The following is a 25,834-nucleotide window of genomic DNA, read 5'->3' as shown; positions in this document are numbered from 1 at the left end:
GTCCCCCGCGGGCGTTCCTCCACGGGGGGCGGCGGGTGGTCACTTCCTGCCGGGCGTCCAGTTCATGCCCCAGCCGTAGGCGCGGTCGACGGTGCGCTGTGGGCTGACACCCCGGTCGGGCACCAGATAGCGGGCCTCACGCTGGACGACGAGGTCCCCGCCCTCGTTGGTGAGGAGCGCGAGCGCGCAGACGGTGGACGGCACGGTGCACTCGTCGAGCGAGAAGTCGACGGCTGCGCCGTTCTGCGGCTGGAGCGTCACCGTGGCGTGCAGATCGGCGAAGCTCTTCGCCCCCTCGTAGATCGTCACGAAGATGAGGATCCGTCTGATGCTGCTCGTGCGGTCGAGGTTGACGGTGAGGTTCTCACCGGCCGAGACGGAGCCGGTGCGGTCGTCGCCGTCGAGGTGGATGTACGGCGGCGCGCTCAGCGATCCGAACGCGTTGCCCAGGGCCTGTACGACGCCCTTGCGCCCGTCGGTCAGTTCGTAGAGCGCGCACAGGTCCAGGTCGATACCGGAGTTCAGCGCCTTGCCGAGCTTGGCCGCCCAGCCCTTGGGCTGCTGACGGGTCTCCCAGTTGAGGTTGACCCGCATGGCCCCCGATGTCCCGCCCTGCTTCGCGAGGGAGACCTTGGGCGCTTCCTTCGTGAGGGTGACCTTGCTCAGCCGTACGGGTGTGAGCGGCGCGGGAGGCGCGGCGGGCGGTGGCGGTGGGGGCGCCGCAGCGGCGCTTTCCGGCGCGGCGGGAGGGGCCGGCGGAGCGGCCGGCGGTACGGGCGCGGCCGGTGGTGCGGAAGGAGGCGCGGACGGCGCTGAAGGTGCGGCCGGAGCCTGCGGCGCGGGCCGCTGTGCGTCGTCCACGCTGATCCCGAAGTCCGTGGCGAGCCCTTCGAGACCGCTGCCGTACCCCTGCCCGACCGCACGGAACTTCCAGGCGCCCTGCCGCCGGTAGAGCTCACCGAGGAGGAAGGCGGTCTCCACCGTCGCGTCCTGGCTGTCGAAGCGGGCGATCTCCGTGCCGTCGGCCGCGTCGAGCAGCCGGACGTACAGCCCGGGGACCCGGCCGAAGCTGCCCCCGTCGGCCGATGCCGCGAGGACTACCCGCTCGATGGTGGGCTCCACCAGCGCGAGATCCACCGAGAGGACGTCGGTCGCGGTGTCCGTCGTGGTCGTCTTGCCCTCGTGGCGGACCGCACCCGATGCGTGCTGCGGCTGGTTGTAAAAGACGAAGTCGGCGTCCGTGCGCACCTTTCCCGATGCGAGCAGCAGGGCCGAGGCGTCGACATCCGGCACCCCGGGGCCCGGCCGCCATCCCAATTCGACCCGCACGGCCTGGGCCGACACCGGAACATTGGTTCCCTTAAGCATTGACATGCTCGCCCCCAACTGGCGCGGTGAAGCCGTAGATTTCAGTACGGCCAACCTAATCCCGGGCGCTGTCGAACGCTCCGGATGAGCCCGGGAAGATCGTTGCGCCATCCGGCGGCAACTTGCCGGTAACCCACCCACGAGCAGGCCACTACCCGATCAGAGTCAGGCCTGACGACCGTTTTTGGCAAGTTCGCTCGCATTGGCGATCCACAGTCACCCGGAACGCGCCAAACAACCCTCTTATCGGGCTCCCCAATCAGCACATCGTGGGCTTTACTTATGTGCCATGACGTCCCCCCGTGCAACCTACGGTGGCGGGTACTACTCCGCACCATCCTTCCCGGACACCCCTATCTACGATTCTCTTGTCGCAGAGCGGGGCACCCCTCAGATCGCTCCGATCAGAGTCCCCTCGGCTTACGACACCGGCAACAGCTATCTGCCCGCGCTGCCCTCGGCGCTGCCCGCACTGCCGGCCGGCCCCTCGCAGCAGGCACCGTCCTACGGTTACCCGCAGCCGATGGCGCAGCCGCAGTCGATGCAGCACGCGCCCGCTCCGTACATCCCGCAGCAGGCCTCGGCCCCGCGCGGCTACCCGGGACCGCAGGCGCAGCCCCAGCGGCCGGTCGGCGGCGCCGGTTACGAGGCGATGCGTCCGGCCGCGCAGCGGCCCGCGCCCTCGCCGTACGAGGATCCGTACAACCGCCCGTACCAGGGCCGCGGATACTGACCGGTCCTCCGGCGCGCCAGGGCCGGATGGCAGGATGACTGCCGTGTCGCAACCGCTTCAGACAGTTCTGCACGGAATCCACATCCATCCGGTCAAGTCCCTCGCGGGGTGTGCGCCGGGTTCGGCCGCGGTCGAACCCTGGGGGCTTGCCGGTGACCGGCGGTGGATGCTCGTGGACGAGGACGGCAAGGCCGTCACCCAACGCCAGCAGCCACGGCTCGCGTTGGCGGCAGCGGAGCCGTTGCCCGGCGGCGCGGTCAGGCTGGCAGCGCCGGGACGCGAGCCGCTGACGGTCGCGGTGCCGGAGCGGGTGGGCACGGTCGGGGTGCAGCTCTTCCGGGACAAGGTCGACGTCGCACCGGCCGGACCTGCGGCCGATGACTGGCTCAGTGCGTATCTCGGCGCGGCCGTGCGCCTGGTCCACCTCGACGAGCCCGCGGTGCGGCGTCCGGTCGATCCGCGGTTCGCCCGGCCCGGCGAGACCGTCAGCCTGGCGGACGGCTATCCGCTGCTGCTCACGACTCTCTCCTCGCTCAGCGCCCTCAACTCCCTCATCGCGGGCGGCGACCTGCCGGCCGAGGGGCCGCTTCCGATGGACCGTTTCCGGCCAAATGTCGTGGTGTCCGGCTCGTCGCCGTGGGCCGAGGACGACTGGACCCGGATCGCGATCGGCGAGGTGGTCTTCCGGGTCGCCAAGCCCTCGGGCCGCTGCGCGGTCACCACCATCGACCAGCTCACGGCCGAGCGCGGCAGAGAGCCGCTGCGCACCCTCGCCCGGCACCGCCGCGTGGACAATGATCTGCTGTTCGGCCAGAATCTCGTCCCCGAGACCACCGGTGTCCTGCATGTCGGTGATCCGGTTCACATCCTCGGATGAGACCCGTTTCTCCCGAATGAGACCTCCTTTCCCAGGGAACTCACAGATACGGCAGGCTCGTTGCAGGGAGTGGGAACGATCTCACTGTGTCCAGTCGTACGGGCCGTGCCAGTGGGGCCAGGACGGATGCGGAAGGGGGTGCGGGAGCGTGCGAGCAGCAGCCGGTGTGTGGCGTTGGCGGCGCAACCCCCTGCGCCGTGGGACGGATCTCGCCGAGGCGTGGGTGGCGCTCGTCGCGCTGTTCCTCATCGCCGTCGCGGCGCCCCTGGCGGGGTGGGTCTGCGGCTCCCTCACCGACAGCGCCCTCCAGGACACCGCCCGCGTCCAGCGCCGGCACCGGCATCCGACGACAGCCACCGTCGTACGGGCGCTGCCGGAGCGTTCGGTGGTGGCCGCCAACCCCGACGGGATCTCGGACGCCGTGCCCCGCGGCCGGGCCGCCGCCGTCTGGTCCGGTGTGGACGGCAGCCGGCAGAGCGGGGTGCTCTCCACGTTCAAGGGCGGCAACCTCCCCGGTGACCGCCTGCTCGTCTGGACCGACGACCGCGGACACCTCGTCAGCAGACCCATGAAGCCGCGTACGGTGCGGGCACGCGCGGTGCTCGCGGGGTTCGGGTCGGCCGCGGCGACGGCGGGGCTGATCGTGGTGGGGCGCCGTCTCGTCGTATGGCGACTGGTACGGCGGCGGTACGTGAGACTCGACCGTGCCTGGAGCGAAGCCGGTCCCGAGTGGGGCCGTACGGGCACCGGCAGCTGAGACCGGCTCTCGCGTCAACTCCCGCTCCCCTCGCGCGCTACGGTGGGGCCACATCCGTCGGGCACACGAGGTGAGGGCACAACAGCGCCATGGCACAGGGCACGGTCCAGGTGACGTACACCGGAACATCGAGGTGGCGGCGCCGCACAGGCGAGTACGTCTCCCTCTCCGCCGCCCTGGAGGCCGCAGGCGACGGTGACGTCCTCACGGTCACTCCCGGCACGTACCGCGAGAATCTCGTCGTGCAGCACGCGATCACGCTGCGCGGCACCGATGGCGCGTCCGGCTCGGTGCGGATCGCGCCCGCGGACGGGATCCCGCTCACCGTACGGGCGTCCGCGGTCGTCCAGGACCTCCAGATCGAGGGGCAGGACTCCTCGGCGCCCGCGCTGCTCGTCGAGGAGGGCACCCCCGAGCTGCTGGATCTGCGGATCGTCACCCGCTCCGCCGTCGGCATCGAGGTGCGCGGGGCGGCCCGGCCGACCGTGCGCCGCTGCACCGTCGACAATCCGGCGGGGGTCGGCATCGGCGTACTGGACGGCGCGGGCGGGGTGTTCGAGGAGTGCGAGGTGGTCGCGGCTGGCCAGTCGGGCATCTCGGTGCACGGCGGGGCCCACCCCAGGATCGAGCGCTGCCGTGTCCACCACGCGTCCGGGGCCGGGCTGAGTGTCTCCGGCGACGGCAGCGGCCTTGAGGCGTTCGGCTGCGAGTTCTACGAGGTCAAGGGCGTCGGCGTACAGGTCGCCGCGCGCGCGTCGGCCCATCTGACCGACTGCAGCGTGCACCGCACATCGGCCGACGGCGTCACCCTGGACACGGACGCGGTGCTGACGCTCTCCGACTGCGACATCCACGACATCCCGGAGAACGCGGTCGATCTGCGGTCCCGTTCGGTGCTGACACTGACGCGTTCGTCGGTCCGGCGCTTCGGGCGCAACGGGCTGTCGGTATGGGACCCGGGCACCCGGGTGGACGCCAACCAGTGCGAGATCCACGACAGTACGGGCGACTACCCGGCCGTCTGGGTCAGCGACGGGGCGACGGTGGTGCTGGACTCCTGCCGGGTGCACGACGTACCGGACGCGATCTTCGTATTGGACCGCGGCTCACGCGCCGACGTCGTCGACAGCGATCTCTCCCAGGTGCGGAACACGGCGGTCTCGGTGAGCGACGGCGCCACGGCGCAGCTGGACGACTGCCGTATCCGGGAGGCGTCCACCGGCGCCTGGTTCCGCGACCACGGCAGTGGCGGCACGCTGAGCGGCTGCACCATCGACGCGGTGCAGACCGGTGTCATCGTCACCAAGGGCGCCGACCCGAGGATCGAGCGGTGCACCGTGACCTCCCCCGCGGAGGCCGGCTTCTATGTGTCGGCCGAGGGGCGCGGCACCTTCCACAGCTGCCGGGTGACGGGCAGCGCAGGTTACGGCTTCCATGTCATAGACGGCTGCCGCACCACCCTGACCCGCTGCCGTACCGAGCGGTGCGCGCGCAGCGGTTACGAGTTCGCCGACGGCGGCGCCGCGGGTGAGGGCGGTACGGGCGGCCCCCTGGTCGAGGAGTGCAGCAGCGATGAGAGCGGCCTGCTGACCGAGGGGCACAGGGCCTCCGCCGCGGGGGCGCCCGCCGCGGCGACCGCGGTGCAGACGTCCGGCCTGCTCGGCGCGGTGCCCGGCCCCCGGACGGCCCAGGCCGCCGCCCCGGCCGCCTCCGCCCCTGCCGCCTCCGCCGACGAGCCCATACGCTCCTCGGTGGACGTGCTGGGCGAACTGGACACCCTGGTGGGCCTGGAGAGCGTCAAGCGCGAGGTGCGCGCCCTCACCGACATGATCGAGATCGGCAGGCGGCGGGCCGCAGCGGGCCTCAAGGCCGCGTCCGCCCGCCGCCATCTGGTGTTCACGGGCTCCCCCGGCACCGGCAAGACCACGGTGGCCCGGCTGTACGGCGAGATCCTCGCCTCGCTCGGGGTGCTGGAGCGCGGACATCTGGTCGAGGTCTCCCGGGTCGACCTGGTGGGAGAGCACATCGGCTCGACGGCGATCCGCACCCAGGAGGCGTTCGACCGGGCCAGGGGCGGGGTGCTCTTCATCGACGAGGCGTATGCCCTCTCCCCCGAGGACTCCGGCCGGGACTTCGGCAAGGAAGCCATCGACACCCTGGTGAAGCTGATGGAGGACCACCGGGACGAGGTGGTGGTGATCGTCGCCGGGTACACCGCGGAGATGGAGCGCTTCCTGGGGGTCAACCCCGGTGTGGCCTCGCGTTTCTCCCGCACCATCACCTTCGGCGACTACGCACCGGAAGAGCTGCTGCGGATCGTCGAGCAGCAGGCCGACGAGCACGAGTACCGGCTCGGCGAAGGGGCGCCCGAGGCTCTCCTGAAGTACTTCACAGTGCTGCCCAAGGGCCCCGCCTTCGGCAACGGCAGGACCGCCCGGCAGACGTTCGAGGCCATGGTGGAGCGGCACGCGGGCCGGGTGGCCCAGTTCACCGAGATGTCGACCGACGATCTCAGTCTGCTGTTTCCGGAGGATCTGCCGGAACTGCCCTGACCTGCCCGGGAGCGGCCTGGGCGGCCCCGGGCAGGTCAGGTGCCGGGCCCCCTACGGGGTCCGGCACCGGGCTCCGGTACGGCGCCTGGTGGGGCACCGTCGCCGCCAGCCGGTCGAGCAGCGCCGCTCGCTCCTCCGCGAAGGCGGGGTCGGCCTGGTAGTCGGAGTGGCCCAGGATCGGATCGGGCAGCGGGTGTTCGCGGGTCCTGCCGTAGGCGGCCGGATCGCGCAGCGGCCCCCGGTCGATGTCACCACCGCGCATCACCCAGCCCCCGATGGGATCCGTGGCCCGCCACAGATTGCGCCAGCAGGGCACTTCCCGGTGCAGCCCGTCGAGGCAGTCGGGCCCGAAGTACGCCGGGAACCACCGCCCGTACAGCCGCTCCAGCGGGGAACCGTAGGTGAGCAGGGCGACCCTGCGGCGGGTACGGGCGGGCAGCTGCCAGACCGCGGCCGCGGCCAGCACGCTGCCCTGCGAGTGGCCGGAGATCACCAGCCGCCCGCCGGTGCGGTCGGTCCAGGTGAACATGCGCCAGGTCAGGTCGGGCACCGCGCGCTCGGCGTAGCAGGGCGGTGCGAAGGGGTGCGCGGCGCGCGGCCAGAAGGTGCCCACGTCCCAGAGGATCCCCACGCTGCGCCGGGCCGAGGCGTCGCGGTACGCGCGCCTGCCCAGGGTGACGAAGAGGATGAAGCCGAGCCCGACCAGCCAGGACCCGGCCGCCTGCACGGCGTCGGCGGCGGACGCGATGAAACCGGGCGCCGTGTCGGCGGCCCGGCCCGGCACCTGGTCGCTGAGCCAGGAGCCGACGAGCGCGCCCCCGCCGAGCAGCAGCGTGGCCGCCGAGACGATGCCGACGAACGGCGGTGCGGCGTCGGTGAGCTGGGCGCGGGCGCGGACCCCGGCGATCTGCCGGGTGCGCACCCGGTCCGGCTTCTCCCCCGGGTACTCCGTCATGAGGGTCCGGGCGATGCGGCGCTCCCGGCGAAGGGTCCGCAGGGCGTAGTACGCGACCGGGAGCAGCAGCAGGAAGAGCAGGACCGGGATGACGGAAGCCTGCCAGCTGAGCAGCACCGGGGGGCCCGTGATGGAGCTTCTGCTGCCCATGCCCGGGGTGCCCGGCCCGTCGAGCCAGTCGGCCACGCGCTGGGCGACACCGCCGGTCATCACTCCGCCGAGCGCGCAGGCCAGCAGGGCGACCGCGGGCCCGCCGAGGCCGCGCAGCGCGGTACGGGTGTGGGGAGCGCGGCGGTACATGACCAGGGCGACGGCGGCCAGTATGACGACGAGGGCGAGCTGGGCGAGGGTCAGGATGCCGAAGGTGCGGTCGCCCGGGAGGGTTCCGCCCGACCGCCAGCCGGGCCTCGACCAGGCGGCGTAGACGACGGAGAGGGCGAGCAGGGCCAGCGCGCCGCCCGGCAGCAGGGTGACGACGGCCCGGTCGAGCTCTTCGTCGAGCCGGGTCTCGGTACGGCCTCTGCGGCAGACAACCCAGACCACAACTACCGCCGCGACCAGGAGCGTTGCCTGGAGCAGCCAGCCGATGGCCTCCAGGAGCGTCGCCGATGAGCGGCGGTCGAAGGTGGCGGCCGCGACGGTGAGGGCCGCGGCGACGGTGAGGAATCCGGCGGCGGTGTGCGCCGCGCGCAGCCGGGCGACCAGCCGGCGCCCGTACCAGAATCCCGGCCGGCCGAGCGCGGGGAAGCCGCCGTCCCCGCCCTCACCGTCCGCTGCGGCGTCCGCCGTCCTCGCGTCGTCGCTCAGCGGCTGCTGGGACTCGTACGCGCTCCAGGTGCGGTTGGAGAGGTACCAGAGCAGCGTTGTCAGAGCGGTAGGCACGAGCGCAGCCACGGCCAGCCTGCGGCCCGGCTGGGCCCACCAGCCGCCGCGTGCGGCGGCCAGGAACCCGAGCCAGGACTTCCCGTCCGAGCAGCCGGCCGACCCGGCGCACTGCCAGGCCGTCAGGTCGAGTGCCACCTCGCAGGCGGACGCGACGAGCAGCACGGTGAGGCTCAGCGCGACGAGCCGTACCAGCACCCCGTACAGCCGGACGGCCCGTCCCCCGCCGCGGCCCGACGGCAGCATCCAGTGGGCGAGGTTGACGACCATGAAGGGGAGCAGCAGCAGCCAGAGGGCGCGGGCGCTGTTGCCCGAGGTCAGGTTGGACCAGACGTACGCCTCGGGGACCGGGGCCTCCGGGGTGCCCTGCGGATGCGGCCCGGCCCCGGTTCCGGTGGCATCGGCTTCTGTGTCGTCGGCACGGCGGTAGACCGCTGCCGTCTCGTCGCCGGTGACCCGGACGGTGCGCGCGTCACCGAGCATCTCCTGCGGGGTGGCTCCGCCGACGCCGTGAACGAGGAGTTCGAGGGCGGGGGCGCCGCTCTCACCGGGGGGCGGGGGTGGGGGCACGGCGGTGGCTCGCTCTCGTGGAGGGGACGGTCGGCGGTGTCCGCCCAGAATCCTGGACAGCGGCCGCCCGCCGCACGGCTCTTACTGAATCTCCCCCCGGAAGAGGAGCGGCAACCAGTGGCGCGGCGGGGAACTCTGCGTGCGAGGATGAGGGATCCCCGGTGGCCAGGGGACACCCCCCTGGCACCGCATCGGCGCGTGGAAGGACCGGACCCTGCGGTGAGCGACAATCAGAACCTGCTCGCGGAGCAGCGTCGCGCCCTGATCCTCGACGAGGTACGGCGGCGGGGCGGGGTCCGCGTCAACGAGCTCACCCGCAAGCTCAGCGTCTCGGACATGACGGTCCGCCGGGACCTGGACACCCTGGCGCGCCAGGGTGTCATCGAGAAGGTGCACGGCGGTGCGGTGCCGGTGGTCGAGGCGTCCACGCACGAGCCGGGGTTCGAGGCCAAGTCCGGTCTCGAACTGAGCGCCAAGGAGGACATCGCACGGGCCGCCGCCGCGATGGCCGCGCCGGGCAGCGCCATCGCCCTGTCCGGCGGGACCACGACGTACGCCCTCGCCCAGCACCTCGTCGACGTGCCCGATCTGACCGTGGTGACGAACTCGGTGCGCGTCGCCGATGTCTTCCACTCCGCCCAGCGCGTCACGGGCGGTGGCGGGCAGCGGCCGGGCGCCGCGACGGTGGTCCTGACCGGCGGGGTGCGTACACCGTCGGACTCACTGGTGGGCCCGGTGGCCGACCAGGCGATCCGGTCGCTCCACTTCGATGTGCTGTTCCTCGGCGTGCACGGCATATCGGCCGAGGCGGGGCTCTCCACCCCCAACCTCGCGGAGGCCGAGACGAACCGCAGGTTCGTGCGGTCCGCGCGGCGGGTGGTGGTGGTCGCCGACCACACCAAGTGGGGCACGGTGGGGCTGAGTTCGTTCGCGACGCTGGAGGACGTGGACGCCTTCGTCACCGATTCGGGGCTGTCCGCGGGCGTGCGCGAGGAGATCACCGAGTATCTGCCGGGTCTCGTCGTGGCCGGCGGCCGCGAGGACACGGGCTGACGGACGCCGGCCCGGCCGGTGGTCCGGTCGCCCGCTCCACGGTCCGACGGGGCAATCCGGACCGCCGCCTGCCACGAAGGACCACACGGGGCCCGTCGGGTACGGCGGTACGGGTCCCGGTGAGCGACCGGCCAGGAAAGGAAGTCCCGCACGTGTCCGAACCGCGGAACGACGGTGTGCGGCAGCCCACCGCCCTGACAGTCACCAGGCCCTGCACTGCGCCGCGGGCCGCGGTACTGCTGCTGCACGGCGGCCGGGCCGACGGTCTGCGCCCGCCGCCGCCATGGAACCTGCCGGAGGCCCGGATGCGGCCCATCGGCGCGCGGATCGCCGAGGCCACCGCGGGGCACTCCGTACTGATGGGCCGGGTCCGCTACCGGTACCGGGGCTGGAACGGCACCCGCGCGGACGCCGCGTACGACGCACGGCGCGCCCTCGACGAACTCGCCGCGACCGCGGGCTCGGTCCCGGTGGTGCTCGTCGGGCACTCCATGGGCGGCCGTGCGGCGCTGAGCGCGGCATCGCACCCGCTGGTGCGCGCGGTGGTCGGCCTGGCCCCCTGGTGCCCGCCGGACGAGACGGCCGATCATCTGGACGGGCGCACGATCGTGCTGCTGCACGGCGACCGGGACCGTACGACCGACCCCGCGGGAAGCGCCGACTTCGTACGCCGGGCACGGGAGTCGGGCGCCCGCGCCTGCGCTCTGACGGTCACCGGCGGGGACCACGCGATGCTCCGCAGGCCCGGACTCTGGCACTCGCTCACGGCCGGTACGGTCGCGGGCCTGCTGAAACTGGCCCCGCTGCCCCGGGCCGTGGACCGGGCGCTGGACTCCGGGGCGGCGCAGACGGTCTGAGACCGGGACAGCCTGCCCGACACCTCTGAGTCCGGCACCACCGTGCCGCGTCAGCGCCCCGTGTCGGCGCCCGTGCCGGCGCGCCGCGCGGTCCGGCTCACCTTCTCCGCCCAGGCCACCAGCGGCAGTTGGAGCGGCAGCCGGGCGAGCGCCGCCGCCTTGAGCGGGGCGGGGCGCTTCCGCCAGTCGTACGCCATCTGCACATTGGCGGGGAAGACCGCCACGAAGAGCCCGGCGGCGGCGCGTGCGCTGACTCTGCGCGTGGCGGGCACCGCCACACCCGCCGCGAGCAGCAGCTCGACCGCCCCGCTGACCCGGGTGTACGTCCGGGCCCTGCCGGGGAGCCAGGGCGGCACCGTGGTGTCGAACGGGCGCGGGACGAGGAAGTGGGCCGCCCCCGCGCCCGCCAGAAGCGCGGCGAGGTACGTGGTCGGACGGTCGGCGATCGGCATGGAACCTCCGGAGTTCGGTGCGCTGCTCGCACAGGTGCGCGTACGGGGTGATTCTTACCGACCGGTAGCCCGGTGGGGAAGCGGGTGGCTCACCCGTGCACGGCGGCCTTCCGGGGATGTGCGGCGGGCTCACGCGGTACTGACAGCTGATAAAGCGTCAGCTATGGTGTGCGGGCCCGTCCCCCACCGACCTCTGGAGGTGCGGCCCGATGGCTCGCCGACTCCGCTCCGTCGGCCTCGACTTCGTCGGGACCGCACCCCTGCGGCTGGTCTTCGCCGCCGGGCTCTCCGCGCCCCCCGACGCCGTCTACCGGGCCCTGGCCGAGGATGTCGCGGGCTGGCCCTGCTGGTTCCCGGCGGTCACGACGGCCCGTGCCACCGAGGGCGGCCGCGAGGTGCGGCTCAAGGGCGGCACCCGCTTCCTGGAGTCCGTGGTCGCCGCCGAGCCGTCCACCCGGTACGCCTACCGCGTGGACGAGACCAACACACCCGGTCTGCGGGCCCTCCTGGAGGAGTGGCGGCTCACCGCCACGGACTCCGGGACGCGTGTCCAGTGGACGTTCGCGGCGGACGGCCCCGCTCCGCTGCTCGCCGGGATCCGGCTCGGCCGGTCCGGACTGGGGCGGGCCTTCCACGGAGCCGCACGCAGCCTGGACAGCCGGATCGCCACGGCCGCCTGAGCCGGAACCGCGGGAGGCGCGCCCCTCCCGCAACGGGCGGACCGGGCCTACTCGGTCCAGACGCCGGTGACGAGCAGCCGTTCGATGGCCGCGGCGTACGGTGTGATGTCCAGGCCCTGCTCCTCCAGCCAGCTGTCGGAGTAGTACTTGTCCAGATAGCGGTCGCCCGGGTCGCAGAGCAGGGTGACCACACTGCCCGTGCGCCCCTCGGCCACCATCTCCGCGACGATCTTCAGCGCGCTCCACAGCCCCGTACCGGTCGATCCGCCCGCCTTGCGTCCGATGACCCGGTCGAGGGCGCGTACGGCGGCGACGCTGGCCGCGTCCGGCACCTTCATCATCCGGTCGATGGCGCCGGGCACGAAGCTCGGCTCCATCCGGGGCCTGCCGATGCCCTCGATGCGCGAGCCGCAGTCGCTGGTCGCCGCCGGGTCGTTCCGGGTCCAGCCGTCGAAGAAACAGGAGTTCTCCGGGTCGGGGACGCAGATCCGGGTGTCGTGCTGCATGTAGTGCACATAGCGGGCGATCGTCGCGGATGTGCCGCCCGTCCCCGCTGTCGCGACGATCCAGGCGGGCTCGGGGTACCGCTCCAGTCTCAGCTGCTGGTAGATGGATTCGGCGATGTTGTTGTTGCCGCGCCAGTCCGTGGCCCGCTCCGCGTACGTGAACTGGTCGATGTAGTGACCGCCGGTCGACGCGGCCAGCGACGCGGCCTCCTCGTACATCCGCCGGGAGTCGTCCACGAAGTGGCACCGCCCCCCGTGGAATTCGATCAGCCGGCACTTCTCCGCGCTGGTGGTGCGCGGCATGACGGCGATGAAGGGGACGCCGATCAGCCCCGCGAAATATGCCTCGGAGACCGCGGTCGAACCGCTGGACGCCTCGATGACCGGCTTCCCGGGCCTGATCCACCCGTTGCAGAGTCCGTAGAGGAAGAGCGAACGGGCAAGGCGGTGCTTCAGGCTGCCCGTGGGGTGGGTCGACTCGTCCTTGAGGTAGAGGTCGATGCCCCACTCCTCGGGGAGCGGGAACCTCAGCAGATGGGTGTCGGCGGACCGGTTCGCGTCGGCCTGGACCTTGCGGACGGCCTCCTTGAGCCAGGCCCGGTACTCCGGGTCGCTGCGGTCCACATCGGCGGTCGCCGCGGCTCCGCCCCCGGATCTCTCTGTGCTCGTACTCACCGTTGCCGCCCCTCATGGTTTCCGCTTCGGTCTCCGCCCGTGACCATACCGGCCCCACCTGCACAAACATTCACTTTGACCACCCATAGGGCTGACTTGCGGAACAGCGGGACATACCGGCATGAGCCAAATGCGGCCCGGTTACCCCCGGTGTACTGGTGCGCGGGCCCGTGGCCCGGCACACTTCCGGGAGGGAGACCAGCGGAAGAGGGCGGGGAGAACGATGTCGGATGCGGAATTCACCGCGACGGGTGTACGGATCGAACGGTGGACCCGTTCGCTCACCCGGGCCGGACAGGTACTGATCAAGGACGGCAGACTGGCCCTGCTCACCAGCAGCGGGCGCGAGATCGACAGCGCCCCGCTGACCACGGTCAGCGCGGGGAAGCCGTGGTTCGCCAAGGTCGGACGCATGGTCGCGACCGTCAACGGCACCCGCTACCGGCTGACCATGGGCCAGCGGAATCTGCCGCTCGACAGCTCCAGGTCGGTCGCCCGATTCCTGGACGCGGTCCACCGGGGCAGCAGGCGCTGACACGGGCGCGAGTTGCGAAGCAGCACCCCCTGGGTGACTCTGGTGTCACATCACTAACGGTTTACCGGCGGTCACGCTGAGACCAGCTCTCCGCCGGACCACTTCGTCTTCTTCCGGACCTCATTCGGGGAGTCGCAGCCGTGATCACCCAGCCCACCAGGCACTGCGCAGTAGAACTCCAAGCCCTGCCGTCCCGTATCGGGCAGGTCCGCAGAATCGTATCGGCGCAATTGCGCTACTGGCATCTCGATCCGCTGATCGACCAAGCGGCCCTGGGCGTCACCGAGTTGCTCACCAACGTCCACCGCCACGCCCAGCCGGACAAACTGTGCACCGTCGAGATGGATCTGCTGCTCGACCGGCTCACGGTCTCCGTCCACGACCACGACCCCCGGATGCCCCTGGTGCGCGACGCCGAGCAGTTCGCGACCTGCGGGCGCGGACTCTCGCTGATCGCCGCCGTCAGTGAGTGCTGGGGCGTACGGCCGCACGGGCCGACGGGCAAGGTCGTGTGGTTCACCCTTCCGGCCGCGCCGCCCACCGGCCCCCTGGCCCATCACACTCCGGTGTACGGCGCGACGACTTCGGGGCCGTTCGCCGACGACCGCCCGGCGGCCCGGACGGTGCTGGTCAGCTGACCGGGCCCGTCCGGCCGTGGGGCGGGTCCGCAGCGGTGCTGTGGGCCCGCCCCACGGCCGGACGGGTGCGGTCAGCTCAGGCAGGACCGCTCCTGGAGGCGGAGCCGAACTGTTCGTCCAGGACGGACAGCCGGCGCCAGTACTCCTCCTCGTCGATCTCACCTGCGGCGAATCGGCGGCCGAGCACCGCGATCGGTGCGTTCTCGCCGTGGGCCGGGAGCGGCCGGCCTGGGCCCTGCCACGGGCCTCGCCCGCCGCCGCGTCGCCACACGGTGCGGCGCAGAACGGTGACGACGGTGAGAATGACCGCCGCCCAGAGGAACGGGACGAGCAGGATCCACGGCCCGGGTCCCGCGAAGGCCAGCGTGTTCATATCGGTTCAGCTCCTCGGTGGGAGGGTCCCCTACTGGTTCCCTGCTGCTTTCGAGCCTCCCTCCGCGAGGGGCCGCGGGCGTCGTACGGGCGGCGGCTGTCCGGCTGCGCCGACAGCAGTACGAGGGGGGGTCCGGGGCGGCCTCCTGCCCGAGGCGGCCCTACTGCCCGGGGCGGGTCTCTCCCTCCCCCCCCCTCGGGGGGCCGGCCTCAGCTCGCGTGGACGCGCTCGCCGCCGACGTAGGTCAGCGCCACCCCCGTGCTGCCGATGGACTCCACGGGCCCCGCGAACGGGTCGCGGTCGAGTACGACGAGGTCGGCGAGGGCGCCTGCCCGGATCGTGCCTCCGTCGTCCAGACCGTTCACATGGGCCGACCCCGCGGTGTAGGCGGTCAGCGCCGTACGGAGGTCGAGACGCTGTGCGGGGAGGAACGGCGGGCGGTCTTCGCCGTAGGCGGTCCTGTTGACGGCGACATGGATGCCCTGGAGCGGGTCGGGGCTGCTCACCGGCCAGTCGCTGCCCGCGGCCAGCCTCGCCCCCGCGCGCAGCAGGTCGGCGAACGGGTACTGCCGGGAGGCGAGTTCACCGCCGAGGAAGGGGATGGTGAGTTCGTCCATCTGCGGCTCGTGGGTCGCCCACAGCGGCTGGAGGTTGGCGATCGCGTCCAGCCGGGCGAAGCGCGGCACGTCGTCGGGGTGGACGACCTGGAGGTGGGCGAGGTGGTGCCGGTTCCCGCGGCGGCCGTTGGCGGCCAGAGCCGCCTCGACCGCGTCCAGGGCCTCACGGACGGCGCGGTCGCCGAGCGCGTGGAAGTGGACCTGGAAGTCCAGCGCGTCCAGCGCGGTGACATGGTCGCGCAGCGCGGCCGGGTCGACGAAGCTGAGGCCGCTGTTGGCGGTGACGCAGCCGCAGGAGTCCAGATAGGGGGCGGTCATGGCGGCCGTGAAGTTCTCCGTGATGCCGTCCTGCATGATCTTGACCGAGTCGGCGCGGAAACGTCCGGTACGCAGCTTCGTACGCCGTTCGACCAGTTCGGGGATCTGCTCGGCGCCCCGCGAACGGTCCCACCACAGTGCCCCGTTGACGCGGGCGGTGAGGCGTCCGTCGCGGGCTGCGGTGAGGTAGGCGTCGGAGACGTCGGGCCCGCCGTTGAAGACGCCGAGGATGGCGTCCTGCCAGCCGGTGATCCCCATCGAGTGCAGGACGGACTGGGCGCGCAGCAGTCCGGCGACGCGCTCGGCGGTGGTCGTCGGCGGGATCAGCCGGGCGACCAGCCCGGTGGCGCCTTCCTGCAGCATGCCCGCAGGGGTGCCGTCGGGCTCGCGCTCGATCCGGCCGTCGGCGGGGTCGGGGGTGTCCGCGGTGAGGCCGGCGAGTTCCAGGGCGCGGGTGTTGGCCCAGGCCCCGTGGTGGTCGCGGTTGAAGAGCAGGACCGGCCGGTCGGCGACGACGGTATCGATGAGCTGCCGGGTGGGCACTCCGCCGCTGAAGGACTCCATGGACCAGCCGCCGCCGGTGATCCACTCCCGTTCGGGACGGGCCGCGGCGTAGACGGCGATCCGGCTCAGGTACTCCGTGAGATCGGTGGTGCCGGTGAGGTCGCACTCGCCCAGCTCGACACCCGCGAAGACGGCGTGGACATGGGCGTCGGTGAAGCCCGGGACCAGCAGCCGCCCGGCCAGGTCGACCACCTCGGTGCCGGGGCCGATCAGGTCGCGCACCTCGCTCCCTCCGACGGCGGCGATCCGGGCGTCGCGTACGGCCACCGTGTCGGCGCCCTGCCCGGAGGGGCCGGCGGTGAAGACGGGGCCGCCGGTGAGGACGAGGTCGGCGTGGGTGGTCATGCGGTACTCCGTACGTAGTCGGGTGGCCCGGGGAGGGGCCGGACGGGACAGCTGCGGGGCCGGACGGTGGGGTCAGACGGTGGTGGGTCCGGGGGCGAGCAGGTCGGGGGCGTCGGCGTCGGTGGCCAGGCCGGTGCTGAAGTACGGGGACCCGCGCCCCCACTTGGCCCAGGCGGCCGCCAGTACACCGGAGATGACCATCAGCACCGGCACCATCAGGGCGAACCAGCCGTTGTCGGCGCTGAGTGCGAAGTGGTCGGTGGAGGTGGCGTATCCCCAGCACATATAGCCGCCCAGCGCGAACAGCACCAGGGCGCTCAGCACGGGAGCGATCACGGAGCCCAGCGCCTCCCGGGGTGCGTGGCGCAGCAGACCGCGGAAGCGGACGGCCGCCGCGAGCGCGGTGAGGCCGTAGTACAGGGCGACGACGATGCCGATGGCGTTGACGGCCGCGCTGATCAGGTCGCTGACCCTGGGGATGACGAGGGAGAGTACGGCGACGAGCGCGGCGATCGCGCCGACCAGGACGGTGCCGGCGGCGGGCGTGCCGTGCCTGGGGTGGATCCGGGTCCAGACGGGCCCCAGGGTGCGGTCGCGGCCCATGGCGAACATCCCGCGCACCGTCGGGATGACACCCGACTGCAGGGAGGCCACGGCCGAGAACATCAGCGCGATCAGAGGGAGCGCCGCCAGGGGCTGGTGGGCCAGCCGGTTGCCGAAGTAGGTCAGCCCTTCGGCGCCGTGGTCGGCCAACTCCGCTGGGGAGAGCACCCGTTGGAAGGCGGTCCCGCCGAGCAGGAACAGGGTCACCATGGTGACCAGGGCGATCATCCCGCCCCGGGATGCGTCGCGTGGGTCGCGTACCTCCTCCGAGACGCTGAACGCGGCGTCGAAGCCCCAGTAGCAGAAGACCGCCAGGACCATTCCCTGGGCCAGCCCGGAGAGGGACGGGATGGTGAGGGGGTTGAACCAGTCGGAGCTGAAGGGGTGGGAGCCCGCGAAGAGTCCGTAGCCGCAGAAGCCGAGCAGCACCAGGTACTCGAACACCAGCAGATAGCGCTGGATACGCGCGGCCACGTCGATACCGGTGACCGCGGCGGCGGTGACACCGGCCAGGACCACCATTCCGATCAGGGTGGTCTGCAGGGTGTTGCCGGGGTCGAGGCCGAGCCCGGCGAAGGAGCGCAGTCCGGCCTCGGCGGCCAGTTGCAGCAGCACCGAGCCGGTGACGGTGGTGGTGTAGGCGAGGAAGACCACGGTGCCCACGATGTTCACCCAGCCGGACAGGAATCCCAGCCATGGGCTCAGTGAACGCCCCACCCAGACATAGCTGTTGCCGCAGTTGGGCTCGGTCCGGTTGAGCCGGGCGAAGGCCGCTGCGATGCCCAGGACGGGCAGGAAGGCCAGCAGCATGATGACCGGCAGATGCAGCCCGACCGCTCCGGCGATCAGGCCCATGCCGATGCCGATACTGGATGTCGCGGCGGTACTCGACGCGGCGATCACCACGCCGTCCACGACGCCGAGGGACTTCTCCAGGTCTGCCGCCATCGGGTCACCGCTGCTTTCGCTCGTGCCGCGGCAGGCAGCGTCTGCCTGTCAAGGAGCGGCGTCCGGTGTGTGCTCCCGGGGTACGCCGGTCACTGCCGCCGTCCGCCGGAGCCACATGGAAACGTGCGCCCCCTTACCGGGTCAACGGTGTTGACATAAGGTCGCGGCCATGACGGACGGAAGTGAACGGCAGGCCACGACCGGAGCGCGGCGGCGGCGCACCAAGCAGGGCACGGTGCTCTCGGAGGAGCTGATCGTGGAGACCGCGCTGCGGCTGATCCGGCAGCACGGCGCGGCGGCGCTCACCGTACGGCGGCTGGGTGCGGCCCTGGGGGCGGACCCCAGCGCGCTGTACCGCTACTTCCCGAACACCGACGGGCTGCTGCTGGCCGTCGCCGACGAGCTGATCGGACAGTCCTTCGCGGGCTGGGAGCCGACCGGGGACTGGCGCAAGGACCTGCGTGAGCTGGGGCTGCGGATCCACGCGGCCTACCAGAAGCATCCGCAGGCCGCGATGCTGGCGGCGCACCGGGTCACCGGGCGGCCGCACGAGACGCACGCGATCGAGTCGATCCTGGGTGTACTGCGCGACGGCGGCTTCCCGGACCCGGAAGCGGTGCGGATCTATCACAGCTTCGTCGACACGTCCCTCGCCTTCGCGGCTCTGGACGCGAGCAGTGTCGCGCTGCCACCGCGGGCGAGGGAAGCCGAGCGGCAGGTCTGGCACCGCACCTACGCCGCGCTGCCGGCCGGCACCCACCCCCATATCGCGGCGACTTCGGGCCTGCTGCTGGCGGAGATGCGGCGCACCGCCTACGCACAGAGCCTGGAGCTGCTGCTGGAGGCGGCGGCCGCACGGCTGACTCAACGGCTCGGACCGCACTGCTGACTCAACAGCTCGGACCGCACGGCTGATCCGACGCATCGGGCCACCGCACCGGTCCGGACGGCGGCCCCCGCTCTCAGCCGATGATCGAGAGCGGGTCGTCGAGCACCGGCTGCCAGGCCAACTCGGCGGCTCCCACGAGGTTGTTGTGGTCCAGCGTGCACGGCAGGATCGGTACGCCGCCGCTGCGCCCCCACAGGCTCCGGTCGGCGACGACCGCGCGCAGCCGCTCCGGGTCCGCGTCGAGCAGTTCGCGGTGGAGGCCGCCGAGGATGATGCGGTCCGGGTTCAGGATGTTCACCAGCCCGGCAAGACCGAGCCCGAGGCGGTCGACGATCTCCTGCGCGGCGACCCGTACCCCCGGGTCGTCGTACTCCGTACGGAGAATGTCGCGGGACTGCTGGAGCAGCGAGCCCTCCGGGCCCGGTGCGCGTCCCGCGGCGGTCAGGAAGGCGAGCGGGTCGGTCTCGACGTCGAGACAGCCCCGGCTTCCGCAGTAGCAGGCGCGGCCCTCGGGGTTGACCGTGACATGTCCGACCTCCAGGGCGAGCCCCGAACTCCCTGTGTGCAGACGGCCGTCGAGGACCAGCGCGCCGCCGACACCGCGGTGCCCGGTGGCCACGCAGAGCAGATGCTGTGCGCCGCGGCCCGCTCCGTGGCGGTGTTCGGCGAGTGCCGCGAGGTTGACGTCGTTGCCGGTGAAGGCGGGACCCGTGATGCCCGCCGCCCGGACCCGGTCGGCGAAGATGTCACGTACCGGCGCCCCCGCGGGCCACGCCAGGTGCAGCGGGTTGAGCGCGGTGCCCTCCGGTTCGGCGACGGCCGACGGCACGGCGAGCCCCGCCCCCACACAGCGCAGGCCGCTGTCGCGCAGCAGGGCGGCCCCCTCGTCGACGACCTCCCCGAGTACCTGCGCGGGATCGGCGGAGACCGCGACACAGCCGGGCGAGGTCATGACCGTCCGGCCGCCGAGGCCGACGAGCGCGGCGCGGAACCCGTCCGCGTGCACCTGGGCGGCGAGTACGACGGGCCCGGCGCTGTTGACCGAGAGCCGGTGCGATGGCCTGCCCTGGGAGCCCGCCGCCGCGCCGGGGCGCGAGTCGACCTGGATCAGCCCGAGGGATTCGAGCTCGGCGGCGACCGCGCCCGCCGTCGCGCGGGTGACTCCCAGCTCCGCCGTGAGCACGGCCCGGGTGGGCGCGCGGCCCGTGTGGACCAGTTCCAGCGCCGGTCCCAGCGCGCTGCGGCCACGCTCCAGCTTCGTCCGGTTGGTCGTCACCTTGCCGTTCATGGGGGCGAGTCTCCCATGGTCCCGGGCGGCCGAAGACGAACCGGCACCGCCCTTGTTCCCCGCCTGCGCTCCCCCTATCCTTCTTTTGTGCCGAATCTAAACAAAGTCGGGGCGGCTCTCTCGGGGGGCCTCGGCGAGAACAGCGCCATACCCTCCCTGCTCCGTCTGCGGATCACCCTCACCACCTTCTTCGCCCTGGACGGCTTTCTCTTCGCCGGCTGGGTGGTCCGTATCCCCGCCATCAAGCAGCAGACCGGGGCTTCCGCGAGCGCGCTCGGGCTCGCGCTGCTCGGTGTATCGGCGGGCGGCGTGATCACGATGATGCTCACGGGACGGCTGTGCCGGCGCTTCGGCAGCCATCCGGTCACCGTCGCCTGCGCGGTCCTCCTCTCCCTGAGCATCGCGCTGCCGCCGCAGATGCATTCGGCGCCGGCCCTCGGCCTGGTCCTGCTGGTCTTCGGCGGTGCGTACGGCGGTCTGAACGTCGCGATGAACAGCGCCGCCGTCGATCTCGTCGCCGCGCTGCGCCGCCCGGTGATGTCCAGCTTCCACGCCGCGTTCAGTCTCGGCGGCATGGTCGGGGCGGGCGCGGGCGGGCTCGTCGCCGGCCGGCTCCCGGCCTCGTCCCATCTGCTCGGCCTGACCGTCGTCGGCCTCCTGGTGACCCTCTTCGCCGGCCGCGACCTGCTCCGGCACCCCGTCCCGTCGGCGCCGCATACCGAGGTACGGGACACGGCGCCCCGCCGCCTCGACAGCCACAGCCGCCGACTGGTCCTGGTCTTCGGGACGATCGCCCTGTGCACCTCGTACGGCGAGGGCGCCATGGCCGACTGGAGCGCCCTGCACCTGAAACAGGATCTGCACGCGCATCCAGGGGTCGCCGCTGCCGCCTACTCGCTCTTCGCCCTGGCCATGACCGTCGGCCGGCTGACCGGCACCGCGCTTCTGGAACGTTTCGGCCGGACCCGCGCCCTCGTCGGGGGCGCCACCGTGGCGGCCGTCGGCCTCCTCGTCGGAGCGCTCGCGCCGACCACCTGGCTCGTGCTGACCGGCTTCGCGATGGCGGGGCTGGGACTCGCCAACAGCTTTCCCGTGGCGATCGCCCGGGCCGGCGCCCTGGCAGGCCCCGGCGGGGTCGCCACCGCGTCAACGCTGGGTTACGGAGGCATGCTCATCGGCCCGCCCGTGATCGGCTTCCTCGCGGACTGGCTGACGCTGCCCATCGCGCTGACCACGGTGGCGCTGCTCGCCGCGGTCGCGGCCCTGATCGGGTACGCCACCCGCAACGCTTCGGCCCCCGAGCCCGCCTGAGACTGGCACAATCGCCCGTATGGAGTCCCTGCCGGCCGGCGTACTCGTCCCGGCCCTCGACCGTGAAGGCCGTCTGCTCGCCGCCGCGGCCGCCCGGTCAGGCACGGGTGCCACCGTGCCCACCTGCCCCGGCTGGCGGGTACGGGACCTGCTCCGGCACACCGGCGCTGTGCACCGCTGGGCGACGGCCCTCGTCGCCGAGGGACACACCCGCTTCCGCAGGTCCGGCAGCGGGCCCGCGCTCGACGGGGACGAACTCCTCGACTGGTTCCAAGAAGGACACCGTGCGCTGGTGACGACGCTCACCGCCGCGCCGGACGACCTGGACTGCTGGACCTTTCTGCCCGCGCCTTCACCGCTCGCCTTCTGGGCAAGGCGGCAGGCCCATGAGACAGCCGTGCACCGGATGGACGCCGAATCGGCCCTGGGCCTCGAACCGGGCGGCCCGGCACGGAGCAGCTCGGCGCAGGGCGGCCCCGAACCGCACCCGCCGGAACCGGAGTTCGCCGCAGACGGCATCGATGAGCTGCTGTGCGCGTTCCACGCGGGCTCCAGGAGCCGGGTGCGTACGGAGCGACCGCGGGTACTCCGGGTACGGGCCACCGACACCGGGGACGTCTGGACCGTACGCCTCTCCCCTGCGCCTCCCCGCACCGAGCACACCGGCGAGGGCCCCGCCGACTGCGAGTTGAGCGGGGATGCCGCGCTGCTCTACGCGACGCTCTGGAACCGCCGTCCGCTCTCCGCGGTCTCCCTGACAGGCGACACGTCCCTGGCCCGGCTCTGGCGGGAGACCTCCGCGATCGGCTGACCGGGCGGCGTACGGCGTATCAGCTGAGGACCTCACCGGAGGATACGGAGGGCGGGGCCTCAGCCCAGCCAGCCGGGGCGTACCAGGCCCGACTCATAGGCAAGCACGACCAGTTGGGCACGGTCGCGGGCGCCGAGCTTCACCATGGCGCGGCTCACATGGGTCTTCGCGGTGAGCGGGCTGACGACGAGACGGCGGGCGATCTCGTCGTTGGAGAGGCCGATGCCGGCCAGGGCCATCACCTCACGCTCACGTTCGGTGAGCCGGCCGAGGCCGACGGCCGCGGCCGGCTCCTTGGAGCGGGCGGCGAACTCGGCGATGAGGCGGCGCGTCACTCCCGGCGAGAGCAGGGCGTCGCCGTCGACCACCGCCCTTACCGCGCGGAGCAGTTCCTCCGGCTCGGTGTCCTTGACCAGGAAACCGGAGGCCCCGGAGCGGATCGCCTCGAAGACGTACTCGTCCAGTTCGAAGGTGGTGAGCATGACCACCTTGACCTCCGCCAGCTCCGGGTCCGCGGTGATCTTCCGGGTGGCGGCCAGACCGTCGAGCAGCGGCATCCGGATGTCCATCAGCACGACGTCCGGCCGTAGTTCGCGTACGAGCGCCAGTCCCTCGGCGCCATCGGCGGCCTCCCCGGCCACCTCGATGTCCGGCTGGGCGTCGAGCAGCGCCCGGAATCCCGCTCTGACCAGGGACTGGTCGTCGGCGAGCAGGACACGGATCACGGTGACTCCTTCGGTACGGAGGGCGGAGCGGCGCGGGGAGCCGCGTCCGTAGCGGCGGCCGGTCCTGAACCTGGCGCGGCGGCACCGCCGTTGAGCGGGATGGCGGCCTCGACCCGGAACCCGCCGCCGGGGCGCGGCCCCGCGTCGACGGTGCCACCCAGCGCGGCCGCCCGCTCCCGCATGCCCACCAGGCCGTTGCCGCTGCCGCCCGCCTCGTCGTGGGTGGCGGGCCCTTCGTCCTCGATCCGCAGGACCAGCCGGTCCGAGCCGTAGTCGAGAGTGACACGGGCGGTGCGGGACCCGGAATGGCGCACCACATTGGTCAACGCCTCCTGGACGATGCGGAAGGCGGCGAGATCGGCGCCGGGCGGGAGCTCCTTCCGTACGCCCTCGGTCACGGTGTCCACCGTGAGGCCGGCGGCGGACGCCTGCTCCACCAGCTCGCCGAGCCGGTCGAGTCCCGGGGCCGGCGCCCTCGGGGCCGCGCCGGGTGCCCGCAGGGTGTCCAGCACCTGTCGCACCTCCCCCAGCGCCTCCTTGCTCGCGGCCTTGATGGTGGTCAGGGCGGTACGCGCCTGCTCGGGGTCGGAGTCCAGGAGGGCGAGCCCGACTCCGGACTGCACATTGATGACCGAGATGCTGTGGGCCAGTACGTCATGGAGTTCACGGGCGATGCGCAGCCGTTCCTCGTCGGCGCGGCGCTTCTCGGCGGCCCGGCGTTCGGCACGTTCGCGGGCCCAGCGCTCACGGCGCACCCGGGCCAGCTCGGAAGCGGCGAGGATCGCCACCACCCAGGCGGCGACCGCCAGTTCCTGCCCCCAGGGGGCGGCGTGGTCACCCGCGGGCGGCAGCCGGCGGTAGAGCCAGTGGGCGGCCAGGAGGTGTCCGGCCCACAGCATGGCGACCGCGGACCAGGCGGCGTAACGGTGACCCGCGACGATGGCGCCGAAGCAGCCGACGGCGACGGTGAGGAAGACCGGTCCGTACGGATATCCGGCGCCCAGATAGACCATCGCGCAGGCCGCGGTGGCGAAGGCGGTGACGACCGGGTACTTGAGGCGGAGCAGCAGGAACGCCTGTCCTGCCACGAGGAGCAGCCGGGCCCAGACGTCGAGCGGGGCACGGTAGCCGGCCTGCCCGTGGGCGGCGATGCTCGTCCCCACCAGGACGATCACGGTGAGGAGCAGCGTGGAGCGCCAGGGCAGCCGGTCCGCGGGCGCCCCTTCCCACGGCGGCTGCCATCGGCCACCCGGGCCGCCCCGCTGCCACTCCCGGCGGCCCATGCCTCGTCCGTCACGTCCGGCACGGGACCGTCCGCCACGCCCGCCGCGCCTCCGTGCCGGACGGTCGCGGCCGGACCTGCCGTGAGGCCACGACGGTCCGCCCCTCAGGGGTCCGCGTCGCTCGTCGGTGCCCGGCTCGTCCATGGAAGCAACGCTAGACCGGCGGAGGTGCCCCGGACGTCAGCCCGGCGTGGCGGTCACGTCTACTCCCTGCGGAGTAGACCGACGGAGTCGGCGAGGTTCTCGGCTGCCTGATCGAAGAAGGCATCATGGTCCGTCACCACCCGGTTGAACTGGCCGAAGACCTCGAAGAGGATCAGCCCGAAGAGCTGCGCCCAGGCCGCGGTGAGTGCGAGGGCCGCGGCGGGTGGGAGGTCCGGGGCGATCTCCGCCGCGAGGCGCTCGGCCTCGGGCCGCAGCGCGGGGGGCACCGGCGGGAGCGCGAGGCCGTCGCCGCGGTATGCCTCGGCCGCGATGGAGATCAGGACGAGGGCGACCCTGGACGCGGGGCCGATGGTGTCGCTGGGCGCGGTGTATCCGGGAACCGGGGAGCCGTAGATCAGGGCGCACTCGTGCGGGTGGGTGAGGGCCCAGCCGCGTACCGCCGCGCAGACGGTGACCCAGCGGACACGGGCGGAGACCTGGCCGGCTCCGGCGAGTGCCGCCTCCGCCGTGTCGCCGGCCGCGTCGTAGGCGTCGATGATCAGAGCGGTGAGGAGGTCATCACGGCTCGGGAAGTACCGGTAGAGAGCGGAGGAGACCATGCCCAGTTCGCGGGCGACCGCGCGCAGGGAGAGTTTCGCTGCGCCCTGGTCGGCGAGCTGTCTGCGCGCCTCGTCCTTGATGGCCGTGGTGATCTCGGTGCGGGCTCGTTCTCTGGCTCCTCGGACAGCACTCATGGCGGCCAGTCTGCCAGATTCCAGATCACTGACCAACAATGAGAGCAGTGCTCTTGCTTTGGATCGGCAACCAGAGGCACACTGCTCACGAACGAGAGCAGTGCTCACACTTCGCTGAGGGAGAACCCGATGACCACGTACGTCAGACAGCCCGGCTGGTTCACGGTCAAGGTGCTCAACAGGACGGTCGCCTGGCTGACCAGACGCGGGGTCAGCGTCTGGGGATCGCGCATTCTCGCGGTGCGCGGACGGAAGAGCGGCCAGTGGCGTCGCACCCCGGTCAACCCGCTGACGCTGGACAGCGGGGAGTATCTGGTCGCCGCGCGCGGCCACGTCCAGTGGACCCGCAACATGCGCGCGGCAGGCGGCGGCGAGCTGCTGCTCGGCCGCAGATCACAGCCCTTCCACGCGGTCGAGGTCCCGGACGAGGAGAAGCCGGAGATCCTCCGCGCCTATCTGAAGCGCTGGAAGATGGAGGTCGGCGCCTTCTTCGACGGGGTCGGCCCCGACTCGCCCGCGGCGGAACTCAGCCGGATCGCCCCGGACCACCCGGTCTTCCGCATCACCGCGTCGCAGTGAGATCCGCGTCTGGAGGGCGGGCATCCGGCGCGGGCCTGCTGTCGGTCCTGACGCCGGTTCCAGGCAGCGAGTCGGCGCGGCGGGTACGGCTGCTGTCCGACTGGGCCGATGGGCGTCCGTCGCCGGCTGCGTCGGAGGGGATGGGCTGAGCGTCTGCCCTCTGTCCCGAGCCGTGGTGCTTCCCGGGGCAG

The 25,834-nt window shown here is 72.5% G+C and carries 24 protein-coding genes; 13 read left to right on the top strand and 11 right to left on the bottom strand.

All coding sequences use genetic code 11. From position 1 onward, the window contains the following. Positions 1-39: 39 nt before the first annotated feature. Entirely contained in the window at positions 40-1,374 is a 1,335-nt protein-coding gene (locus tag ACWGKJ_RS29495) for a TerD family protein (RefSeq protein ID WP_385028200.1), read from the bottom strand. A 283-nt stretch (positions 1,375-1,657) separates the two neighbouring features. On the opposite strand from ACWGKJ_RS29495, the gene ACWGKJ_RS29490 reads away from it, so the two are divergent. From ACWGKJ_RS29490 to ACWGKJ_RS29475, 4 genes are all read left to right on the top strand, one after another. After that, complete coding sequence (locus ACWGKJ_RS29490; protein ID WP_385028197.1) at positions 1,658-2,101, top strand: DUF6643 family protein; 444 nt, start codon at positions 1,658-1,660, stop codon at positions 2,099-2,101. 43 nt (positions 2,102-2,144) lie between these two features. After that, on the top strand, positions 2,145-2,978 hold the full coding sequence (locus ACWGKJ_RS29485) for an MOSC domain-containing protein (RefSeq protein ID WP_385028194.1): 834 nt from the start codon (positions 2,145-2,147) through the stop codon (positions 2,976-2,978). A gap of 148 nt (positions 2,979-3,126) precedes the next feature. Continuing rightward, positions 3,127-3,735: an Rv1733c family protein gene (locus tag ACWGKJ_RS29480; protein ID WP_385028191.1), complete on the top strand. Its 609-nt coding sequence runs from the start codon at positions 3,127-3,129 to the stop codon at positions 3,733-3,735. Between the two features lie 89 nt (positions 3,736-3,824). Next, positions 3,825-6,287: a right-handed parallel beta-helix repeat-containing protein gene (locus ACWGKJ_RS29475; protein WP_385028188.1), complete on the top strand. Its 2,463-nt coding sequence runs from the start codon at positions 3,825-3,827 to the stop codon at positions 6,285-6,287. Here the strand turns inward: ACWGKJ_RS29475 and ACWGKJ_RS29470 are convergent. After that, a complete protein-coding gene (locus ACWGKJ_RS29470) occupies positions 6,247-8,694 on the bottom strand; it encodes a hypothetical protein (protein WP_385028185.1) in 2,448 nt (815 codons plus the stop codon). The genes ACWGKJ_RS29475 and ACWGKJ_RS29470 overlap by 41 nt on opposite strands. Positions 8,695-8,913: 219 nt before the next feature. On the opposite strand from ACWGKJ_RS29470, the gene ACWGKJ_RS29465 reads away from it, so the two are divergent. Then, a complete protein-coding gene (locus ACWGKJ_RS29465; RefSeq protein ID WP_385028182.1) occupies positions 8,914-9,747 on the top strand; it encodes a DeoR/GlpR family DNA-binding transcription regulator in 834 nt (277 codons plus the stop codon). Positions 9,748-9,899: 152 nt separating this feature from the next. After that, the gene (locus tag ACWGKJ_RS29460; RefSeq protein WP_385028179.1) at positions 9,900-10,604 is read left to right on the top strand and encodes an alpha/beta hydrolase; all 705 of its coding nucleotides are present in this window, start codon (positions 9,900-9,902) and stop codon (positions 10,602-10,604) included. A 50-nt stretch (positions 10,605-10,654) separates the two neighbouring features. Here ACWGKJ_RS29460 and ACWGKJ_RS29455 read toward each other — a convergent pair whose 3' ends face one another. After that, positions 10,655-11,056: a DoxX family protein gene (locus ACWGKJ_RS29455; protein WP_385028176.1), complete on the bottom strand. Its 402-nt coding sequence runs from the start codon at positions 11,054-11,056 to the stop codon at positions 10,655-10,657. A 209-nt stretch (positions 11,057-11,265) separates the two neighbouring features. Between ACWGKJ_RS29455 and ACWGKJ_RS29450 the strand changes: the two genes are divergently transcribed. Continuing rightward, positions 11,266-11,736 (top strand): SRPBCC family protein, encoded by a 471-nt coding sequence (locus ACWGKJ_RS29450; protein WP_385028173.1) that lies wholly within the window; start codon positions 11,266-11,268, stop codon positions 11,734-11,736. A 47-nt stretch (positions 11,737-11,783) separates the two neighbouring features. On the opposite strand, the gene ACWGKJ_RS29445 is transcribed toward ACWGKJ_RS29450, so the two are convergent. Then, complete coding sequence (locus ACWGKJ_RS29445) at positions 11,784-12,917, bottom strand: L-cysteine desulfhydrase Cds1 (protein WP_385028170.1); 1,134 nt, start codon at positions 12,915-12,917, stop codon at positions 11,784-11,786. Positions 12,918-13,140: 223 nt separating this feature from the next. Here ACWGKJ_RS29445 and ACWGKJ_RS29440 point away from each other — a divergent pair, with 223 nt between their 5' ends. Together ACWGKJ_RS29440 and ACWGKJ_RS29435 are read left to right on the top strand one after the other, a co-directional pair. Continuing rightward, positions 13,141-13,452: a hypothetical protein gene (locus ACWGKJ_RS29440; RefSeq protein WP_385028167.1), complete on the top strand. Its 312-nt coding sequence runs from the start codon at positions 13,141-13,143 to the stop codon at positions 13,450-13,452. Positions 13,453-13,592: 140 nt separating this feature from the next. Further along, positions 13,593-14,090, top strand: coding sequence for an ATP-binding protein (locus tag ACWGKJ_RS29435; protein ID WP_453315864.1), 498 nt, complete (start codon positions 13,593-13,595; stop codon positions 14,088-14,090). 76 nt (positions 14,091-14,166) lie between these two features. On the opposite strand, the gene ACWGKJ_RS29430 is transcribed toward ACWGKJ_RS29435, so the two are convergent. From ACWGKJ_RS29430 to ACWGKJ_RS29420, 3 genes are all read right to left on the bottom strand, one after another. After that, positions 14,167-14,463 carry an SHOCT domain-containing protein gene (locus ACWGKJ_RS29430; RefSeq protein WP_385028164.1) on the bottom strand — a complete coding sequence of 99 codons (297 nt, stop codon included), beginning with the start codon at positions 14,461-14,463 and terminating at the stop codon, positions 14,167-14,169. A gap of 209 nt (positions 14,464-14,672) precedes the next feature. After that, positions 14,673-16,307: an amidohydrolase gene (locus tag ACWGKJ_RS29425; RefSeq protein WP_385028161.1), complete on the bottom strand. Its 1,635-nt coding sequence runs from the start codon at positions 16,305-16,307 to the stop codon at positions 14,673-14,675. A gap of 72 nt (positions 16,308-16,379) precedes the next feature. Continuing rightward, entirely contained in the window at positions 16,380-17,858 is a 1,479-nt protein-coding gene (locus ACWGKJ_RS29420; protein ID WP_385028158.1) for an APC family permease, read from the bottom strand. A gap of 169 nt (positions 17,859-18,027) precedes the next feature. Between ACWGKJ_RS29420 and ACWGKJ_RS29415 the strand changes: the two genes are divergently transcribed. After that, the gene (locus ACWGKJ_RS29415; RefSeq protein WP_385028155.1) at positions 18,028-18,747 is read left to right on the top strand and encodes a TetR/AcrR family transcriptional regulator; all 720 of its coding nucleotides are present in this window, start codon (positions 18,028-18,030) and stop codon (positions 18,745-18,747) included. Positions 18,748-18,820: 73 nt separating this feature from the next. On the opposite strand, the gene ACWGKJ_RS29410 is transcribed toward ACWGKJ_RS29415, so the two are convergent. Next, entirely contained in the window at positions 18,821-20,035 is a 1,215-nt protein-coding gene (locus ACWGKJ_RS29410; protein WP_385028152.1) for an ROK family protein, read from the bottom strand. An 87-nt stretch (positions 20,036-20,122) separates the two neighbouring features. Between ACWGKJ_RS29410 and ACWGKJ_RS29405 the strand changes: the two genes are divergently transcribed. Both ACWGKJ_RS29405 and ACWGKJ_RS29400 read left to right on the top strand, forming a co-directional pair. After that, on the top strand, positions 20,123-21,346 hold the full coding sequence (locus tag ACWGKJ_RS29405) for an MFS transporter (protein ID WP_385028149.1): 1,224 nt from the start codon (positions 20,123-20,125) through the stop codon (positions 21,344-21,346). A 19-nt stretch (positions 21,347-21,365) separates the two neighbouring features. Further along, positions 21,366-22,157, top strand: a complete 792-nt coding sequence (locus ACWGKJ_RS29400; protein ID WP_385028146.1) for a maleylpyruvate isomerase family mycothiol-dependent enzyme — start codon at positions 21,366-21,368, stop codon at positions 22,155-22,157. Positions 22,158-22,216: 59 nt separating this feature from the next. Here the strand turns inward: ACWGKJ_RS29400 and ACWGKJ_RS29395 are convergent, their stop codons facing one another. The 3 genes from ACWGKJ_RS29395 to ACWGKJ_RS29385 form a co-directional block, all read right to left on the bottom strand. After that, on the bottom strand, positions 22,217-22,882 hold the full coding sequence (locus ACWGKJ_RS29395) for a response regulator (RefSeq protein ID WP_385028143.1): 666 nt from the start codon (positions 22,880-22,882) through the stop codon (positions 22,217-22,219). Beyond that, positions 22,879-24,165 carry a sensor histidine kinase gene (locus tag ACWGKJ_RS29390; protein WP_385028140.1) on the bottom strand — a complete coding sequence of 429 codons (1,287 nt, stop codon included), beginning with the start codon at positions 24,163-24,165 and terminating at the stop codon, positions 22,879-22,881. Before ACWGKJ_RS29390 ends, ACWGKJ_RS29395 begins: the two co-directional genes overlap by 4 nt. 203 nt (positions 24,166-24,368) lie before the next feature. Beyond that, the gene (locus tag ACWGKJ_RS29385) at positions 24,369-25,064 is read right to left on the bottom strand and encodes a TetR/AcrR family transcriptional regulator (protein WP_385028137.1); all 696 of its coding nucleotides are present in this window, start codon (positions 25,062-25,064) and stop codon (positions 24,369-24,371) included. Between the two features lie 129 nt (positions 25,065-25,193). Between ACWGKJ_RS29385 and ACWGKJ_RS29380 the strand changes: the two genes are divergently transcribed. Beyond that, a complete protein-coding gene (locus tag ACWGKJ_RS29380) occupies positions 25,194-25,643 on the top strand; it encodes a nitroreductase family deazaflavin-dependent oxidoreductase (RefSeq protein ID WP_385028134.1) in 450 nt (149 codons plus the stop codon). The last annotated feature ends 191 nt before the right edge of the window (positions 25,644-25,834 follow it).

Source organism: Streptomyces sp. NPDC054757 (assembly GCF_053612185.1).
This window is presented reverse-complemented; position numbering and strand designations above follow the sequence as displayed.